15 protein-coding genes and 1 pseudogene are annotated in these 17868 nt (G+C 63.9%); 11 read left to right on the forward strand and 5 right to left on the reverse strand.

Translation table 11 applies throughout. The annotated features are described in order from the left end of the window. Positions 1 to 21 precede the first annotated feature (21 nt). Positions 22 to 945: an LpxL/LpxP family Kdo(2)-lipid IV(A) lauroyl/palmitoleoyl acyltransferase gene (gene lpxL, locus PG883_RS08490; protein ID WP_010672769.1), complete on the forward strand. Its 924-nt coding sequence runs from the start codon at positions 22 to 24 to the stop codon at positions 943 to 945. A gap of 114 nt (positions 946 to 1059) precedes the next feature. On the opposite strand, the gene PG883_RS08495 is transcribed toward lpxL, so the two are convergent. From PG883_RS08495 to PG883_RS08505, 3 genes are all read right to left on the reverse strand, one after another. Beyond that, positions 1060 to 3039 carry a bifunctional 2',3'-cyclic-nucleotide 2'-phosphodiesterase/3'-nucleotidase gene (locus tag PG883_RS08495; protein WP_164882624.1) on the reverse strand — a complete coding sequence of 660 codons (1980 nt, stop codon included), beginning with the start codon at positions 3037 to 3039 and terminating at the stop codon, positions 1060 to 1062. 127 nt (positions 3040 to 3166) lie between these two features. Next, positions 3167 to 3787 carry an L-lysine exporter gene (gene lysE / locus PG883_RS08500; protein ID WP_042864503.1) on the reverse strand — a complete coding sequence of 207 codons (621 nt, stop codon included), beginning with the start codon at positions 3785 to 3787 and terminating at the stop codon, positions 3167 to 3169. A gap of 262 nt (positions 3788 to 4049) precedes the next feature. After that, entirely contained in the window at positions 4050 to 4832 is a 783-nt protein-coding gene (locus tag PG883_RS08505; protein ID WP_010672766.1) for a LuxR family transcriptional regulator, read from the reverse strand. A 64-nt stretch (positions 4833 to 4896) separates the two neighbouring features. Here PG883_RS08505 and PG883_RS08510 point away from each other — a divergent pair, with 64 nt between their 5' ends. The 8 genes from PG883_RS08510 (at position 4897) to PG883_RS08545 (ending at position 15345) form a co-directional block, all read left to right on the forward strand. After that, the gene (locus tag PG883_RS08510) at positions 4897 to 5526 is read left to right on the forward strand and encodes an acyl-homoserine-lactone synthase (RefSeq protein WP_223924933.1); all 630 of its coding nucleotides are present in this window, start codon (positions 4897 to 4899) and stop codon (positions 5524 to 5526) included. Positions 5527 to 5759: 233 nt separating this feature from the next. After that, entirely contained in the window at positions 5760 to 6659 is a 900-nt protein-coding gene (locus PG883_RS08515) for a LysR family transcriptional regulator ArgP (protein ID WP_010672764.1), read from the forward strand. 86 nt (positions 6660 to 6745) lie between these two features. After that, on the forward strand, positions 6746 to 8767 hold the full coding sequence (locus tag PG883_RS08520; RefSeq protein ID WP_010672763.1) for an exoribonuclease II: 2022 nt from the start codon (positions 6746 to 6748) through the stop codon (positions 8765 to 8767). A 645-nt stretch (positions 8768 to 9412) separates the two neighbouring features. Then, complete coding sequence (locus tag PG883_RS08525) at positions 9413 to 11341, forward strand: PTS mannitol transporter subunit IICBA (protein WP_200164316.1); 1929 nt, start codon at positions 9413 to 9415, stop codon at positions 11339 to 11341. Positions 11342 to 11378: 37 nt separating this feature from the next. Continuing rightward, on the forward strand, positions 11379 to 12524 hold the full coding sequence (locus PG883_RS08530; protein WP_052815685.1) for a mannitol-1-phosphate 5-dehydrogenase: 1146 nt from the start codon (positions 11379 to 11381) through the stop codon (positions 12522 to 12524). Between the two features lie 96 nt (positions 12525 to 12620). Further along, positions 12621 to 13142, forward strand: coding sequence for an MltR family transcriptional regulator (locus PG883_RS08535; protein WP_270807066.1), 522 nt, complete (start codon positions 12621 to 12623; stop codon positions 13140 to 13142). Between the two features lie 94 nt (positions 13143 to 13236). Next, positions 13237 to 15027: a cation:proton antiporter gene (locus tag PG883_RS08540; protein WP_042015426.1), complete on the forward strand. Its 1791-nt coding sequence runs from the start codon at positions 13237 to 13239 to the stop codon at positions 15025 to 15027. Between the two features lie 69 nt (positions 15028 to 15096). Beyond that, a complete protein-coding gene (locus PG883_RS08545; RefSeq protein WP_010672757.1) occupies positions 15097 to 15345 on the forward strand; it encodes a hypothetical protein in 249 nt (82 codons plus the stop codon). Between the two features lie 36 nt (positions 15346 to 15381). Here the strand turns inward: PG883_RS08545 and PG883_RS08550 are convergent, their stop codons facing one another. Together PG883_RS08550 and zntB are read right to left on the reverse strand one after the other, a co-directional pair. Then, positions 15382 to 15900: a mechanosensitive ion channel domain-containing protein gene (locus PG883_RS08550; RefSeq protein WP_039039767.1), complete on the reverse strand. Its 519-nt coding sequence runs from the start codon at positions 15898 to 15900 to the stop codon at positions 15382 to 15384. A 9-nt stretch (positions 15901 to 15909) separates the two neighbouring features. After that, on the reverse strand, positions 15910 to 16875 hold the full coding sequence (gene zntB, locus PG883_RS08555) for a zinc transporter ZntB (protein ID WP_174213885.1): 966 nt from the start codon (positions 16873 to 16875) through the stop codon (positions 15910 to 15912). Between the two features lie 131 nt (positions 16876 to 17006). Between zntB and PG883_RS08560 the strand changes: the two are divergent. Together PG883_RS08560 and PG883_RS08565 are read left to right on the forward strand one after the other, a co-directional pair. After that, a pseudogene (locus PG883_RS08560) lies at positions 17007 to 17460 on the forward strand (YaiI/YqxD family protein). A 121-nt stretch (positions 17461 to 17581) separates the two neighbouring features. Next, complete coding sequence (locus PG883_RS08565) at positions 17582 to 17851, forward strand: PepSY domain-containing protein (protein WP_010672753.1); 270 nt, start codon at positions 17582 to 17584, stop codon at positions 17849 to 17851. Positions 17852 to 17868 lie beyond the last annotated feature (17 nt).

The raw sequence follows: 17868 nt of genomic DNA on the forward strand, positions 1-17868 counted from the left end.
TTTGCGAACAAGAGACTCTTCATGGCCCAAGAACACGCTCCCCGCCTCGAACCCCGTCTGTTCCATCCCCGTTACTGGGGGAGCTGGCTGGGCCTCTCCCTGCTCTGGCTGCTGGTGTTGCTGCCCTGGCGCAGTCAGATGTGGCTGGGCCGCCAGCTCGGCACCCTGGCCCGCAAGCTGCTGAAATCCCGCGTCAAGATTGCCCGCCGCAACCTGGAGCTGGCGATGCCCGAACTCAGCCGGGATGAGCGCGAAGCCCTCCTGGTGCAGAACTTCGAGAGCGTGGGTTGCGCCATCTTCGAGGTGGGCATGGCCTGGTTCTGGCCAGACTGGCGGATGCGCCGCCTGATGAAGGTGGAAGGGGAAGAGCACGTCATCAACGCCATGGAGAAGGGCCAGGGGATGCTGCTGCTCTCCTGCCACTTCCTCACCCTTGAGCTCAATGCCCGCTGCTTCGGCCTGGTGCGCCCCGGGGTCGGCGTCTATCGCCCCAACACCAATCCGGTGCTGGAGTACGCCCAGTACCACGGTCGCTGCGCCTCCAACAAATACCTGGTGGACCGGATGGACGTGAAGGGGATGATCAAGGCGCTGCGCAACGGCGACGCCCTCTGGTATGCACCGGATCACGACTACGGCAGCCATGCCAGCGTCTTCGTGCCCTACTTCGCGGTGGAGCAGGCCGCCACCATCACGGGTACCGCCACCCTGGCCCGGGTGAAGAACACCGTCACCCTGCCCTGCTACAACATCCGCACCCGGGAGGGCTACACCCTGCATATCGGGGCCCCGCTCGCGGACTACCCGAGCGGTGACGACATGGCGGATGCCAGCCGCGCCAATCGCGAGATTGAAGCCGCCGTGCGCAAGGCGCCGGAGCAGTACATGTGGCTGCACCGCCGCTTCAAGACCCGCCCCAATCCGGACGATCCCGGCTACTACTGATGCCCTCTCGCCCCGTCGACCGGGCAAGTCCAGACGACAGGACAGGATGGCACCACGCCCCATGAAAAAGCCCTCGCACTGCGAGGGCTTTTTTGTTGGCTGCCAGCGTCTGCCTTACTGGCGGATCAGGCGGTAGATGGCGTAGCCGGGGTGCTTGGCGTCATCCATCGGCAGGGTGGACTGGTACGACAGATCCGCCCCCGCCAGGGCCTTGGCCTCGTCGGTCGGCGAGGAGTAGAGGCGCACGTCCACGTTGGCGGGCAGGGCCTTCATGTGCCAGTTGTTGTTGGCCGCCGGGCTGAAGCCGGCCGGGTTGTCCGCAGACTGGGCCTTCAGGTACTGGGCGATGATCTCCCGCGTCTCGAAGGGATCTTCATGGACGATGTTGCTGCCGTCGATGCCCGGGAAGTGGCCGCCGCCGCTGGCGCGGTAGTTGTTGGTCACCACGTAGAACTTCTGGGCCGGGTCCACGGGCTGGCCGTTGAAGGTGAGGCCGCTGATGCGCTGGCCGTCGCTCACCTTGACCCCGTCCTTGCTGTAGCGGGCCGGCTGGGTGATGTCCACCTCGTAGCTGACCCCGTCAATCACATCGAAGTTGTAGGTGGGGAAGCTCTCGTTCACCAGCCACTGCACCTCTGTCTTGCCGGTGTCGATCTGGTTGAACTGGCCAGCGCTCATCTCCAGCCACTCCTTGACGGTGGCCCCGTTCACCTCGACCACCTGCAGGGTGTTCGGATAGATGTAGAGGTCGGAGACGTTGCGCAGGGAGATGTCACCCTGGGCCACGTAGGTAAAGTCGTTGATGCCGTTGCGACCGCCACGGAAGGGGGCCGCCACCGACAGGATGGGGTAGGACTCCTTGAGCAGACCGTCTTGTTGCAACTGCTCCGCGTGGCGGCGCTGGGCATCGCTCACCAGCTGCACCGAGGGGTCGTCCTGTACCAGGGCGAAGAAGCTGTGGATGGGGGAGGTGATCTTGCCGAGCGGCTCGTCCAGCCACTGGTTGGTGGCGTCGTGGTCGGCCTGTACCAGGTCCACCACCCGCTGATCCACCGCACTGCCCTCGCTGGCGTCTATCTTGCGCAGGCTGGCCTGGCTCTGCTTCACCTGCCACTTGCCGTCCACCTGCTCCAGCTTGAGGTCGATGATGCCGAGGTGGTTGCCCCAGTAACCGGGCATCACGGTGGGGATGCCGCTCAGGGTGCCAGCCTGGTTGTCCACCTCCGGCAGATCCGGGAAGTCCCCGGGGAAGTTCTTGTGGGCGTGGCCCAGCATCAGGGCGTCCACCCCCTTCACCTTGGCCAAGTGCCAGGCGGAGTTCTCCATCATGGCCTCGTAGCTGCTGGCATTGATGCCGGTGTGAGCCACCACCACCACGATGTCGGCGCCCTTGGCGCGCAGCTCGGGCACATAGTGATTGGCGGTCTCGACCATGTCGGCCACCACCACCTTGCCCTCCAGATGACGCTTGTCCCACTGCAGCACCTGGGGCGGGGTCAGCCCCAGGATGCCCACCTTGACGCGCTGGCGCTGGCCCTTGTCATCGGTCACCTCGCGCTCCAGCAGCAGATAGGGGGTGAACTTGTTGCCGCTCCAGTCTATTTGTCCCTTGGCATCGCGCTTGAAGGCCCCCGCCTCGAACACGTTGGCGTTCACATAGGGGAAGTCGGCTCCCGCCAGTACCTTGCCAAGGTAGTCCAGGCCGTAGTTGAACTCGTGGTTGCCCAGGTTGCCCGCGTCGTAGCCCAGCTCGTTCATCGCCTTGAACACCGGGTGCGCCTGCTTCTCGAGGTAGCCAGCACCGGACTGCTCGAAGATGTAGTCCGCCAGCGGCGTGCCCTGAATGAGGTCGCCGTTGTCGAGCAGCAGGTTGTTGGGGTTCTCGGCGCGGGCGGCGCGGATCAGCAGGGCGGTGCGGGAGAGGCCGAACTTGCGATCCTCCTTGTTCTGGTAGTAGTCGTACCCCAGCACGTTGGAGTGGATGTCGGAGGTCTGGATCAGGCGCAGGGAGACGGTCCCCGGCTGCGCCTTGCTGTCATTCTCGTTGCTGCAGGCAGACAGCAGCACGATGGCGGCAATAGCCCCCAGCTTCATGGTGTTATTCACTGTTTTTTCCCTTTTATTATGAGTAACGCTTTACCAGCGCCGGGAATTTAACAGACGAATATGTCAGCAGATGGCACCGGGACTCATTTTTATGAAGCCCGGCACAAAAATAGCCTCATGAGGCCAATATGGCACCCAATGCCAGCTTGGCCGCCAGCACCAGCATGATGAGACCTACAACAAGATCAATGGCTTGCTGCACCCGGCCCCGGGCAAGCCAGGGGGAGAGTGCCGCCGCCCCGAACGCCAGTCCGTAGAACCAGACCAGGGAAGCCAGCATGGCCCCCGCCGCGAAGGCAGGTCTGAGCTCCTCGGCAAACTGGCTGCCGAAGGAGCCAAGCAACATCAGGGTATCCAGGTAGACGTGGGGATTGAGCAGGGTCACTCCGAGGGTCATGGCCAGCACGCTCTTGACCCCCATCAACCGGGGCGAGTCCGCCAGGGCCGCCTCCTGGCCGCGCCAGGCACTGCGCAGGGAACGGATACCGAACCAGCCGAGGAAGAGCACGCCGCCCCAGGTCAACAGGGCCAGGCCGATCGGGCTGGCCGCCAGCAGGTTGGCCCCGCCGAACACCCCGATGCCGATCAGCACGAGATCGCACAGGCAGCAGAGGGTCGCCGTCAGCAGGTGGTGATTGCGGTGAATGCCCCGGCTCAGCACGAAGGCATTCTGGGCCCCGATGGGGATGATCATGGCAAGGCCGAGGGTAAAGCCTTGCAGGGTGGTGGCGAACATGGAGATGCGTTCCTGTGAAAGTGAGAAACGCACTATAAGGGGGCACGGGTAATCAGAGAAATTCATTCATTTTCTGATGCATTCATAAAACTGATGAAAACCGGGCCGAAACCACACAAAGAAGGTTGTCAATTGCAGGATCTGACAATTGTGGGGTCACAGCCCCACCCCGAGAATCGGCGGCAGGATGGGACGGCGCAGGACAGCGGTGATGGCGACAGAGGGGATGCCGGGCGACGAGCCGGTGCCGCCGGGCCTGTATTCACTGCAGCAGGGAGGGGAAGTTGGTGACCACCACCTGCTCCAGGTTCGGCAGCAGGATGCCGCTGCTCACCCCCTTGGCGATGGCCTGGTAGCGGTTCATCGACCCTGTCTTGCGGGTGACCTGATTGAGGTGGTAGTTCACGGTGCGCTCCGTGATGCCGAGGATGCAGGCGATCTCCCCCGATGTCTTCCCTTCGCTGGCCCAGAACAGGCACTCGGTCTCCCGCTCCGTCAGGGGCTCCTGGGGATCGTCCTCCCTCATGCTCTGGCGCACGATCCGGATCGCCGCCTCGAAGATGTAGTTGGACATCCAGGAGAGGATGGGCGAGGACTCCAGCATCAGATCGCTCGACGCCCGCTCCCGGGTGATGAAAGAGAGTATGCCGTTCTCCCCCGCCGCCCCGTGCAGCGGGAACGAGATGCCGTTGCGCAACCCGAATTCCGCCGCCAGCCCCATCACATCCATGCTCCCCTCTTGCAGGAAGCGCGCCTTCTCGTCCAGCCGGTTCCAGTAGATGGGCAGGGTCTGCCTGCGGGCGAGCTGGATGATGGGATCGCAGGCCAGCATGTTGTTCAGGGTGTAGGCCTGTACCCAGGAGTCGGGGCACTGGTTGAACAGCACCACCTTGGGCCTTTGCATCGACATGGGCAGGATGAGGGCGAAGCGGTAGTAGTCGTAACCCATTCCCAGGGTGAAGCGGCCGATGAGCTCGGACAACCGGTTGCCATCGGTCACCAGCGTGAAATGTTCCAGATACTCAAGCAGTTGGTCGCGTGTCATAGGCAAGCCTCCCCTGGCCAAGGCCTTGGATTATAGCGCCTAACCATGAAATGGAGAGACATGAATGCTTGTTTTCAAAGGAAAATTGAAAGAACACCCCAGATGGGAGGTCGAAAACGAGCTCTACCGATTTCGCAACCGCGTCTTCTCCGATCGACTCGGTTGGGACGTGGAATCCCGCCGTGGCCTGGAGCGGGACAACTTCGACAAGCCCGACACCCACTGGGTGCTGATTGAAGACAAACAGGGGCTGTGCGGCTGCATCCGCCTGCTCAGCTGCGCCCAGGATTACATGCTGCCCAGCATCTTCCCCACCGCCCTCGCTGGCGAAGCCCCGCCGCGCGGCAACGACGTGTGGGAGCTGACCCGCCTCGCCATCGACACCGACCGGGCCCCTCGCCTGGAGAACGGCATCAGCGAACTCACCTGCGTCATCTTCCGCGAGGTGCTGGCCTTCGCCAGGGAGCAGGGGATCCGCGAGCTGGTGGCCGTGGTCAGCCTGCCGGTGGAGCGCATCTTCCGCCGCCTCGGCCTGCCCATCGAGCGCCTCGGCCATCGCCAGGCGGTGGATCTGGGGGCCGTGCGCGGAGTCGGCATCCGCTTCCACCTGGACGAGCGTTTCGACCGCGCCGTCCATCGCCCCCTGCAGGGCCATTACCGGCCGGCGGGGGATGCTCTGCTCGCCGTCATCTGAGCAAAAAAAGTCCCGGGACCGGCCCGGGATTCAAGACGCTCGCTATGATCCGTTTCCACCCCATGCAAAAACGGACCGGGCGAGTATCTTATGAATCTCATGCCAGGACTACTGTCACATCTCACAGGGGCGGCCCCGGGCACGGGCCCCCTCCATGGGGGCGGTCGGGTTGTCCTCTGGCGCTCCCTTGAGTAGCATTCTTGCTGAACTCCCTTTTTTCATAAGGAATGCTGATGAAAACGCTGGACTACAAGCTGCTGCTGGCCCTGGACGCGGTGATCCGGGAGCAAAACTTCGAGCGTGCCGCCCAGCGCCTGCACATCACCCAGTCCGCCATCTCCCAACGCATCAAGCAGCTGGAGCAGCAGTTTGCGGAGCCGCTCATCATCCGCAGCCAGCCGCTGCAGGCCACGGGGCTCGGCCAGAAGCTGCTGGCCCACTATCGCCAGGTGCGCCAGCTGGAGCTGGAGCTGGCCGGCGAGCTCTCCCCCGACGAGCCCAGGGCCCCCATCCGGGTCAGTATCGCCGTCAATGCCGACAGCCTGGCTACCTGGTTCCTGCCCGCCCTGGCGCCGCTGCTGGAGCAATACCCCATCGAGCTGAACCTGCTGGTGGATGACGAGAGCCGCACCCTGGACCGGGTGCGCGAGGGGCAGGCGTTCGGCGCCGTCAGCCTGCAACCCCAACCGCTGGCGGGCTGCTGCGTCGACGAACTCGGCGAGATGCGCTATCTGCTCACCGCCAGCCCCGCCTTCGTCGCCCGCCACTTCCCGAACGGCCTCACGGCGGCAGCCCTGGCCAAGGCGCCGGCGGTGGCCTTCGATCAGCGCGACGACATGCACATCAGCTACATGGCCCGTCATTTCGCCCTCCCCCCCGGTGGCTACCCCTGCCACACGGTGCGATCCTCCGAGGCCTTCGTCGCCATGGCGGAGCAGGGGCTGGCCTGCTGCCTCATCCCGGAATTGCAGATCCGCCAGCAACTGGAAGAGGGGCGCCTGCTCGATCTCAACCCGGATCACCACCTGGTCGAGCAGCTCTACTGGCACCGCTGGGTGCTGGAGCGGGGGCTGCACAAGCAGATATCCCAGCGCCTTATCCAGCAGGGGCGACGGGCACTGCAACCCCGTTGAGGGGGCCATTCACCTTGGCTTTGGGGGGGTAAAAACGTATAGTGCTGGGCGATTAACCATCAGGTCTCCACTCAGGTTCCCCATTTATGTTCCAAGACAATCCGCTGCTGGCCCAGCTCAAGCAACAAATCCGCGAAAACATCCCCAAGAAAGAGGGTGTGATCCGCGCCTCCGATCGGGGCTTCGGCTTCCTGGAGGTCGATGAGAAGACCAGCTATTTCGTGCCGCCTCCCTACATGAAGAAGGTGATGCACGGTGACCGGGTGAGCGCCCTGATCCGCACTGAAAAAGAGAAAGAGGTGGCCGAGCCGGATGCCCTGCTGGAGCAGGCCGTCACCCGCTTCGTCGGCCGCGTCAAGATGTTCCGCGACCGCCTCAACGTGGTGCCCGACCACCCCCTCATCAAGGACGCCATCAAGGCCCGCGCCAAGAAGGGTCTGGACGAGAAATCCTTCAAGGAAGGGGACTGGGTGGTCGCCACCCTCAAGCGCCATGCCCTGGTAGACGGCAACTTCTCCGCCGAGATCACCCAGCTCATCGCCACCCAGGAAGATCACAACGTGCCCTGGTGGGTGGTGCTGGCGCGCCACAACCTGGCCCAGATTGAACCGGCGGACCTGCCGGAGTGGAAGGTGATCGAAGAGGAAGAGCTGCCCCGCCGGGATCTGACCCAGGTTCCCTTCTTCACCATCGACGGTGCCAAGACCAAGGACATGGACGATGCCCTGGCCATCACCAAGCTGGAGAACGGCTGGGAGCTGCTGGTGGCCATCGCCGACCCGACCGCCTATGTGGCCGAGGGGAGCGAGCTGGACAAGGAGGCCGCCCAGCGCGCCTTCACCGTCTACATGCCGGGGCGCAACGTACCCATGATCCCGCGCACCCTCTCCGACGAGCTCTGCTCCCTGAAAGAGGGCGAGGAGCGCAACACCCTGTGCGCCCGTCTGCTCATCGCCGAGGACGGCCTGCTGCTGGAGGAGACCGAGTTCTTCGCCGCCCGCATCAATTCCCATGCCCGTCTCAGCTATGACGACGTCTCCGACTGGGCCGAGCACGGCAAAGCGCTGGATATCGACGCCGGCGTCCTGGCCCAGCTGCCCCTGATGAAGGCGATGACGGAGGCCCGCATCAAGTGGCGCACCGAGCACGCCCTGGTGTTCCCGGACAGACCCGACTACGACTTCGAGCTGGGTGAAGACGGCGAAGTGCTGGCTATCCACGTGGAGCCGCGCCGCATCGCCAACCGCATGGTGGAAGAGTCGATGATCGCCGCCAACATCTGCGCCGGCCGCGTGCTGGGCAAAGAGGTCGGCTACGGCATCTTCAACGTCCACACCGGCTTTGACGAGGAGTCCCTGGACGGCGCCATCGAGCTGCTCAAGACCGCCGAGGCCCCGTTCGAGAAGGAAGAGATCGCGAGTCTCTCCGGCTTCTGCGCCCTGCGCCGCTGGATAGACAACCTGGACACCCGCTGGCTGGACGGCAAGATCCGCCGCTTCCAGAGCTATGCCCTGATGTCCGCCGAACCGGGTGCCCACTACGGCCTGGGTCTGGATGCCTACGCCACCTGGACCTCCCCCATCCGCAAATACGGCGACATGGTCAACCATCGCCTGCTCAAGGCGGTCATCGCCGGCAAGACCCCGGGTGAACGCCCCAGCCTGGAGCTGACCGAGCACCTGACCGCCTGCCGCCGCCTGCACCGCATGGTGGAGCGCGACATCGGCGACTGGCTCTATGTGCGCTACCTCAAGGCCGATGCGGGCACCGACAAGGTGTTCAACGCCGAGATCATCGACGTGATGCGCGCCGGCCTCAAGCTGCGTCTGCAGGAGAACGGCGCCGTGGTGTTCATGCCCGCCCGCCATATCCTGGACAACAAGGATCGGCTGGAGTGCAACTGGGACAACGGCCGCGTCTATCTGGACAAGACCGAGGTGGTCTACGAGCTCGGCCAGATCATCGAGGTGAAGCTGACCGAGGCGGTGGAAGAGACCCGCTCCCTCATCGCCAAGCCGGCGGTGGATCTGGTGCCGGGTCCGGCGCCGGTGGCCCCTGCCAGCGAGGCCGATGCCGCGCCCGCCGACGAGGCCCCCAAGGCGCAGTGATCCCCCTGCTTGTCTGCTCTGCAAAAGCCCGCATCCCGCGGGCTTTTTTTTATGGCTGCGCTGCGCGGGCAGACGGGATGGGAGACCCGCTCGCAGGCCCCTGCCTGCGTCGCTACCGGCAGGGAGGAGCGAGACGGGAACGGATCAGGATCCACCCCCCGGGCGTCACAAGAGGCCTTGTCGGAACCGATCCTCTCGGGGGAAAAACTGAAAGTGGGTTACAAAATAAATGATTCATTGATGATTAACGATGAACTGCGGCATATCCATCGTCATTACTTGCGAATACGAGGCGACAAACCATGACTCATTTGAGTGCAAAATTTGGTTTTGTGACGACAGTCACATTGACACCGTATTTGCGCAAACCACAAAACGAGACATCAATCACAAAAAATTGACACCCAGAAGCGAGAAGATCGAAATGTAGCCGAAATACAGCGACTGACTGTGATCTTCATCACTATGCCGGGAGGGGGGAGGTCGGGGTATTTGAGATCCAGGTCACAAGACACCCCGTTTTCAGCCTAATTTGATCACAAGCTGGTAGATTGAAGTTGCTTAGACGACTGGGATGGGAGTTCGGCAAAACTCGTCATCCCGACTACCACTTTTAATCACACAGGCTTAAAACGGGGTCCCGACATGTTATCACCGGATACCAAAGTCAAGATACAGAATTTTGGACGCTTCCTGTCCAATATGGTCATGCCCAACATAGGCGCCTTCATCGCCTGGGGCTTCATCACCGCCCTCTTCATCCCCACTGGCTGGCTGCCCAATGAAACCTTGGCCAAGCTGGTCGGTCCCATGATCACCTACCTGCTGCCGCTGCTCATCGGCTATACCGGCGGCAAGCTGATCGGGAGTGACCGGGGTGCCGTGGTCGGTGCCATCACCACCATGGGCGTCATCGTGGGGACCGACATCCCCATGTTCATGGGCGCCATGATGGTCGGCCCGCTGGGTGGCTGGGCCATCAAGCGCTTCGACAAGGCGATGGAAGGTCGCGTCAAGAGCGGCTTCGAGATGCTGGTGAACAACTTCTCCGCCGGCATCATCGGCATGTTGCTCGCCATTCTTGCCTTCTTCGTCATCGGTCCCTTCGTCAAGGTGCTCTCCGGCGTGCTGGCGAGCGGTGTCGGCTTCCTGGTGGACAACCACATGCTGCCCCTCACCTCCATCTTCGTCGAGCCGGCCAAGATCCTGTTCCTGAACAACGCCATCAACCACGGCATCTTCTCGCCGCTCGGGATCCAGCAAGCTACCGAGCAGGGCCGCTCCATCTTCTTCCTGATCGAAGCGAACCCGGGTCCGGGCATGGGCGTGCTGCTGGCCTACATGGTGTTCGGCCGTGGCGCCGCCAAGCAGTCCGCAGCCGGTGCGTCCATCATCCACTTCTTCGGCGGCATCCACGAAATCTACTTCCCGTACGTGCTGATGAACCCGCGCCTCATCCTGGCGGTGATCGCAGGCGGCATGACCGGGGTCTTCACCCTGACCCTGTTCAACGCAGGTCTCGTCTCCCCCGCCTCCCCGGGCTCCATCTTCGCCGTGCTGCTGATGACGCCGAAAGCCTCCCTCATCGGGGTGCTGCTCTCCATCGTCGCCTCTGCCACCGTCTCCTTCCTGGTCGCCGCCGTATTCGTCCGTGCCCAGCAGCCGGAAGCCGACGAGGCCGATGCCCTGGGTGAAGCCACCCGCAAGATGAAGGCCATGAAGGGTACCAAGCCGGAGACCACCGCCGCCAAGAAGCCGGAAACCGAGCTGACCGCAGTGCGCAACATCGTCGTCGCCTGCGATGCGGGCATGGGCTCCAGCGCCATGGGCGCCGGCATGCTGCGCAAGCGGGTGCAGGCCGCCGGTCTCGACATCAGCGTCACCAACCGTGCCATCAACAACCTGGACGATCAGGTGGATCTGGTCATCACCCACAAGGATCTCACCGACCGTGCCCGTCGCCATGCGCCGCATGCACAGCACATTTCGCTGACCAACTTCCTCGACAACGCCCTCTATCAGGAGCTGGTGCAGAACCTCAGCCTGGCCAACGCGGCCAACGATGACGTCGCCAACCCGCAACTGCTGGTGGCGGCCAACGACGACAGCTACGAGCCCCAGGAGCCGGAAGTCTTCACCCTTAGCCTGCAGGACGTGCACCTGGGCCTCAAGGCCGATAGCAAGGAAGCCGCCATCGTGACCGCCGGCAAGCTGCTGGCCGAGCGAGGCTATGTGGCACCGGACTACGTCGACGCCATGCTGGAGCGCGAACAGCTGGTCTCCACCTACCTCGGCGAATCCATCGCCGTGCCCCACGGCACCATCGCCGCCAAGGAGCACGTGAAGCGTACCGGCATCGTCATCTGCCAGTACCCGGCCGGAGTCGCCTTCGGCGAGGGCGCCGATGAAGTGGCGCGCCTGGTCATCGGCATTGCCGCCCGCAACGATGAACACATACAGGTCATAACCCGCCTGACCAATGCACTGGATGAGCCCGGTCTCGTCGACCGTCTGGCCAGCACCCAGGATCCCCAGGAGTTCCTGGATCTGCTGGGGGCCGAGCAGGCCGCGTAATCATCCGTCATCGTCTTTGGTTGTAGAGGTTAATATCATGAAAACATTGCATTTTGGTGCCGGCAACATCGGTCGGGGCTTCATCGGCAAACTGCTGGCTGACGCCAGCCATCAGGTCACCTTCGCCGACGTCAACGAGACCCTGATCGACCAGCTCAACCACCGCCAGGAGTACAAGGTGCACGTGGTGGGCACGGATCAGAAGCTGGACGTGGTGCGCAACGTTGCCGCCGTCAGCTCGGCCGGACACGAGGTGATCGCCCGTATCATCACCGCCGATCTGGTCACCACGGCGGTCGGCCCCAACATCCTGGACAAGATTGCCAGCACCCTGGCCAAGGGGCTGCAGGCCCGCTTCGATGCCGGCAACCTGACTCCCCTCAACGTCATCGCCTGCGAGAACATGGTGCGCGGCACCAGCCACCTCAAGGAGGAGGTACTCAAGTACCTGCCGGTCGCGTATCATGCCACCCTCGAGCAGTGCGTCGGCTTCGTCGACTCGGCGGTGGATCGCATCGTTCCGCCCGCCGCGGCGAACGACGATCCCCTGGAGGTGACGGTGGAGAGCTTCAGCGAGTGGATCGTCGATCGGACCCAGTTCAAGGGGGAGCTGCCCCAGGTGGCGGGCATGGAGCCCACCGACAACCTGATGGCCTTCGTCGAGCGCAAGCTGTTCACCCTCAACACCGGCCACATCGTCACCGCCTACCTCGGCAAGCTCAGGGGCTATCGCACCGTGCGCGAGGCGATCGAGGATCCGCTGATCCGCAGCAAGGTACGCCGCGCCATGGAGGAGAGCGGGGCCGTGCTGGTGAAACGTTACGGCTTCGACCCGCGCCTGCACGCCGCCTACATCGAGAAGATCCTCTCCCGCTTCGCCAACCCCTATCTGGTGGACGAGATTGACCGGGTCGGTCGCCAGCCGCTGCGCAAGCTGGCGGCGGGGGACAGGCTGGTGAAGCCGCTGCTCGGCACCCTGGAGTACGGCCTGCCGAGCGATCACCTGCAGGAGGGCATCGCCGCCGCACTGCATTACCGCAATGAGGACGATCCCCAGGCGGTGGAGCTGCAGGCCATGCTGGCGGAACTTGGTCCGGCACGGACCCTGGCCCGCGTCACCGGCCTGGATGAGCACAGCGATGTGGTACGCACCATCGTCGCCCGTTACAACAACTTGAAGTGACCTGATGGGGTGGCGTCACACCGCCCGTGACGGACCCCATACGATACAAACCGGGGGAGGCCTGCTCTCCCCCTGTCAGCCGGACCCGAAGCACTTATGACCACACACCAGGAAGATGAAGTACTGGAGCGACTGAACGAGCAGGATGGCCCCCGCGGCTTCTTTCTCGAGGTCGTGACCATCCTGGAAGAGGCGGTCGACTCCCTGATGCGGCGAGCCTTTCGTCAGGAGGAGTATGCCGTCAAATACGCCATCGAACCCCTGCTCAACCAGAGCGGACCCCTCGGCCAGCTGGAGGTGCGCCTCAAGCTCATCTTCGCCCTCGGCCTCATCTCCCTCGAGCGCTATCAGGATCTCGAGGCATACCTGAAGATCCGCGACTTTCTGGTACGCGACCCCAAGGATTACCGCTTCAGCGACAAGCCGGTCCGCGATCTGCTCGTGCGCCTGAATGCCATCCAGCAGGGCAGCATGATGCCGCAGGATCCCCCGGCCAACGAGGAGGACTGGCCCCTCTACCAGATGCAGCTCAACCGGCTCGATCAGATGGTGCGCTCCGCCCTGGTGCTGGCGGTGACCGATTGCGTCACCGAACTCCACAAAGAGAGCCCCATCTGATCTGAGCGGCTCTCCCCTGCACGCCTGGCGGGTGTCATCTTGCCCCCCTTCCCCGCTACACTAGGTCCAACCCCATCACCTGTACGAGGTTGGCATGATTGCTCTCTCCCTCGCCGGAATAGCCCTCATCTCCCTGCTCGCCCAATGGCTTGCCTGGTCCGTGCGCGTTCCCGCCATTCTGTTCCTGCTGCTGAGCGGCCTCTTGCTCGGCCCGGTGACCGGTCTGCTCGATCCCGATCAGTTGCTGGGGGATCTGCTGTTTCCCCTGGTTTCCCTCTCGGTCGCCATCATCCTGTTTGAAGGGGCGCTGACCCTGCACCTGACCGAACTCAAGGGGATCGGCAAGGTGGTACGCAACCTCTGCTCCACCGGCATGGTGACCAGCTTTGCCGTCATCGGCGCCGCCAGCTACTTCCTGCTTGGGCTGGACTGGCGGGTCGCCATGGTGCTCGGCGCCGTGCTGGTGGTGACCGGCCCCACGGTGATCGCCCCCATGCTCAACGTGATCCGCCCGGTCCGGGAGGTGGACAAGATCCTGCGCTGGGAGGGGATCGTCATCGACCCCATCGGCGCCCTGTTCGCGGTACTGGTGTTCGAGGCGGTGCGCCTCGGCAGCCAGGGGGATCTGGTCGGTCATACCCTGCTGGCCCTGGCCAAGACGGTGGGAGTGGGGTCGCTCATCGGGGTCGGTGCCGGCTGGCTCACCACCCTGCTCATCCGCAAGGACTGGCTGCCGGTCAGCCTGCACAAGTTCGGGGTACTGGCGCTGGTGCTGGTGACCTTCACCCTGTCTGACTGGCTCAGTCACGAATCCGGCCTGCTGGCGGTGACCGTGTTCGGCATCTGGCTCGCCAACCAGGAGGGGCTGGATCTGGAGGAGGTGCTGGCCTTCAAGGAGGATCTCGCCGTCATTCTCATCTCCTCCCTCTTCATCCTGCTGGCGGCCCGCCTCGATCTGGCCCAGCTCTGGCAGCTCGGCCCCATGGTGCTGGCCCTGCTGTGCGTGGTGCAGTTCGTGGCCCGCCCGCTCTGCATCCTGGTCTCGACCCGGGGGTCGGACCTGCCCTGGCGCGCCCGCGCCCTGCTCGCCTGGATAGCCCCCCGGGGCATAGTGGCGGCGGCGGTCAGCGCCTCCTTCGCCATCAGCATGCACGAGGCCGGCATAGAGGATGCCGACAAGCTGGTGCCCCTGGTGTTTGCGGTCATCATCTTCACCGTGGTGCTGCAGAGCCTGACGGCCACGCCATTGGCCAGATTGCTCGACATGCGCCAGAGCGCCCCCAATGTCTGGCTGCTCATCGGCGCCAACTCGGTGGCCCGGGCCATCGGCAAGGCGCTGGCGGATCAGGGGATCCCGGTGCAGCTCTCCGATCCTGCCTGGGAGCACTGCAAGCTGGCCCGCATGAGCGGCCTGCCCTGCTACTTCGGCAATCCCCAGTCGGAGCACGCCGAGCGGCACCTGCCCCTCACCAGCATCAGCACCGTGCTGGCGCTCTCTCCCAGCCGCCACAACAACGCCCTCGGGGTACTGCACTTCGCCCACCTCTACGGGGAGGAGAAGGTCCACTCCCTGCGTTCCAGCGAACAGCACGGCAAGGCCAACCGGGAGAGCGCCACCTTCCGTGCCCGCCAGAACCTGTTCGGCGCCGACATCAACTTCGCCAGGTTGAGCGGCCTGCTGAGCCGGGGCGGGCAGATCAAGGCGACCCGCCTGAGCGACACCTTCGACTGGGACCAGTATCAGGAGGCCAATCCCGGCGCCATTCCGCTGTTCGTGCTGGATGCCAAGGCCAGACCCAGGGTGGTCACCGGCCCTGTCACGCCGCTGCCCGGGGAGCTGCTGATCGCCCTGCAACCGCCCCGTGAGGGGGCGACGGCGCCCTGATCCGATGACGGCGCCACCGGGAAGGAGAACTAGACTTGAGGGTGGCGCCATGAGTCATAGGAGGATGTCATGACAGTCAGTGAATTGCGCGCGCTTCACCAGCAGCACAGGTTCAAGGAGGCGGAGATCATGCACGACATCGTCTCCCCCGGCTGGATCGTGGAGTTCAGGGGGCAAGACGGCCACCTCTACGTGATGACGGACACCCTGGGGTGCCCCATGAGTTTCTCGTCCACCGAGGAGGCACGGGACCACATCCACCTGGTGGCCGACTGCCCCGTCCAGGTCGAGCACCTCTACCGCTTCTTCGAACGCTGAGCACCCATCGAAAAAGGCTCCCGAGGGAGCCTTTTCTCATTCCGGCTGCGTGGACTCAGCCTCCTTTCCCTCCAGCCGCCTCACCGGCTTTTGCAGAATAAGGTTCGCCGGATAGGTGACCAGATCGCCGTTGTCATCCCGCACCCGCACGTAGAAGAGGCCGATCTCGGTGATGATGCCGGTGACGGAGTCATCCTTGTCGAGGATGCGGATGCGATCGCCAATCTTGTAGGGGAAGGCGAAGAAGATGGTAATGCTGGCGGTGATGTTGGAGAGGATCGACCACTGGGCCACCATGGCGACCCCCAGCACCGCGAAGAAGGAGGAGGCGAGCACCACCAGCCGGGAGAAGTCGAGCCCCCAGACCCCGGCCAGGATCAGCAAGGTGGCGCAGCCCAGCAGGAAGTGGAATACGTGCTCCACGTAGAGTACCCGGTTCTCGCTCACCTGCCGGCTCTGGCCAAGGGCCATCAGGCTCTTGTGAATGAGGCCGCGCACCAGGGTGTGCCCCAGCAACAGCAGCAGGGTCACGCCAAAAGATTCCCATGTCGTCATGTTCACTCCTTACCACCAGCGCCTGTGCTTGAGCCAGACCGCCAGTCCGGTCGCCAGCACCAGCAGGAAGCCACAGAACACCCAGAAGGCGGTCGGACTCTCGGCCCCGGGGATCCCCCCCAGGTTGATGCCGAACAGGCCGGTCAGGAAGCTGGCGGGCAGGAACAGCAGCGCCATCACCGACATCTGGTAGGCGCGGCGATTGGTCGCCTCCGCCATCAGGTTGTTGATCTCGTCCGCCAGCACGGCGGTACGCGCCACCCCGGCATCCAGATCGTCGAGCCAGCGCCGCAAGCGGTCGGCGATGTCGAGCAGGCGTCGCCTGTCATCTTCGTCCAGCCAGCTGATCTTCTCGTTGGCCAGGCGCGCCACCAGATCCCGCTGGGGGGAGAGGTAGCGACGGATCATGATGAGCTGCTTGCGGATGCGCGCAAGCCGACCGTTGGCGGGCAGGTCGCGCATCAGCACCATCTCCTCCAGATCCAGGATCTGGTCGTGCAGCTCCTCGACGAACTCCCCGGCCCGGTCGGTCAGGGCGTCGCAGATCTCCACCAGCCAGTCGGCGGGAGTGTCGGCACCGCCCCCCAGCGACAGCTGCTCGAACACATCTTTCTCGGAGAGCAGCGGACGACGTCGGCTGCTGATGATGAGATCCGGCGTGATGAAGATCCGCAGGGCCACCATCTCTTCAGGCCTGTGATCCTTGTTGTGGTTGATGCCGCGCAGGATCAGCAGCACCGTCTCCCCCATCCGCACCAGCTTGGGACGATTGCTCTGGCCGAGCAGGGCCTCCCGGGCCGCCTCCCCCAGCAGCGGCGTCTGCAGCAGCCAGCGCGCCGACTCCGGGTTGCCGTAGTCCAGATGCAGCCAGCCGGGCTGGGCACAGGGGATCTCGCTACCTTCGGCCAGCGGGGTCATGCCCCCCTTGCCGTCCAGGGTCAGGCCATAAATCACGTCACCGGGCACCCGATCCATCTCGTCTCCTTCTCGTTTCATGTGCAGGCCCCAGCTTACACCAAAGGCGGGGACGACTCAGCCCCGGGGCAGCCGCCCCGCACCAGCCATGCTAAGATGCGCCACCCGTTCCAGACACAGGAAGCCATGCCATGCCCATCTGGGTTGATGCCGATGCCTGCCCCATCCCGGTCAAGGAGATCCTCTACCGCGCCGCCCACCGCGCCCAGGTGGTGACCACGCTAGTGGCCAACCAGGGGCTCAGAGTCCCCCCTTCCCCCCTTCATCAAGACCCAGCAGGTGGAGAAGGGCTTCGATGTGGCAGATCATGTCATCGCCCAGCAGGTCAAGCCAGGCGACCTGGTGATCACCGGCGACATTCCCCTCGCCTCCTGGGTCATCGACGCCGGGGGCGAGGCGCTCAATCCCCGGGGCGAGATCTACACCCGGGAGACCATCCAGGCACGGCTCGGGATGCGCAACTTCATGGAGGAGCTGCGCTCTGCCGGCGTCCAGACCGGTGGCCCTGCGCCCTTCAACGCCGCCGACAAGCAGCGCTTCGCCAATGCGCTGGACAAGTGGCTGGTCAGGGGCAAGCTGAGCTGATCACCCTCTCCCCGGCCCCCTGCCGGGGAGAGCCATTCATTTCCCTTTTCCCTTAATTCTTCCTTAATGCTCCTTGATTAGCCTTGCGACTGTTGACCCAACCACCCGCAAGGAGCAAGCAATGAAACTGACCCCCCTGTTGTTACTGATCCCCCTGTTGAGCGGCGCAGCCCTGGCCGACCCCCAATGCACCCAGGCCGACAAGAGCAAGTGGATGAGCGAAGCCGACGCCCAGCAGCAGATCAAGGCGATGGGCTACGACATCAAGAAGTTCAAGGCCACCAAGACCGGCTGCTACGAGATCTACGGCTGGGATAAGGAGAAGCGCAAGGTTGAGATCTACTTCGACCCGACTGACCTGAAAAAGGTGAAAGAAGAGATCGACGAGTAACGCCGCCCCGGGCCGGT

Origin of the sequence: Aeromonas sp. QDB25, assembly GCF_027707725.1 — a bacterium.
Lineage (GTDB): Bacteria > Pseudomonadota > Gammaproteobacteria > Enterobacterales > Aeromonadaceae > Aeromonas > Aeromonas caviae.

Coding starts and splice junctions, on each gene's coding strand:
- lpxL (WP_010672769.1), top strand. CDS start 22: ATGGCCCAAGAACACGCTCCCCGCCTCGAACCCCGTCTGTTCCATCCC.
- PG883_RS08495 (WP_164882624.1), bottom strand. CDS start 3,039: ATGAAGCTGGGGGCTATTGCCGCCATCGTGCTGCTGTCTGCCTGCAGC.
- lysE (WP_042864503.1), bottom strand. CDS start 3,787: ATGTTCGCCACCACCCTGCAAGGCTTTACCCTCGGCCTTGCCATGATC.
- PG883_RS08505 (WP_010672766.1), bottom strand. CDS start 4,832: ATGACACGCGACCAACTGCTTGAGTATCTGGAACATTTCACGCTGGTG.
- PG883_RS08510 (WP_223924933.1), top strand. CDS start 4,897: ATGCTTGTTTTCAAAGGAAAATTGAAAGAACACCCCAGATGGGAGGTC.
- PG883_RS08515 (WP_010672764.1), top strand. CDS start 5,760: ATGAAAACGCTGGACTACAAGCTGCTGCTGGCCCTGGACGCGGTGATC.
- PG883_RS08520 (WP_010672763.1), top strand. CDS start 6,746: ATGTTCCAAGACAATCCGCTGCTGGCCCAGCTCAAGCAACAAATCCGC.
- PG883_RS08525 (WP_200164316.1), top strand. CDS start 9,413: ATGTTATCACCGGATACCAAAGTCAAGATACAGAATTTTGGACGCTTC.
- PG883_RS08530 (WP_052815685.1), top strand. CDS start 11,379: ATGAAAACATTGCATTTTGGTGCCGGCAACATCGGTCGGGGCTTCATC.
- PG883_RS08535 (WP_270807066.1), top strand. CDS start 12,621: ATGACCACACACCAGGAAGATGAAGTACTGGAGCGACTGAACGAGCAG.
- PG883_RS08540 (WP_042015426.1), top strand. CDS start 13,237: ATGATTGCTCTCTCCCTCGCCGGAATAGCCCTCATCTCCCTGCTCGCC.
- PG883_RS08545 (WP_010672757.1), top strand. CDS start 15,097: ATGACAGTCAGTGAATTGCGCGCGCTTCACCAGCAGCACAGGTTCAAG.
- PG883_RS08550 (WP_039039767.1), bottom strand. CDS start 15,900: ATGACGACATGGGAATCTTTTGGCGTGACCCTGCTGCTGTTGCTGGGG.
- zntB (WP_174213885.1), bottom strand. CDS start 16,875: ATGGATCGGGTGCCCGGTGACGTGATTTATGGCCTGACCCTGGACGGC.
- PG883_RS08565 (WP_010672753.1), top strand. CDS start 17,582: ATGAAACTGACCCCCCTGTTGTTACTGATCCCCCTGTTGAGCGGCGCA.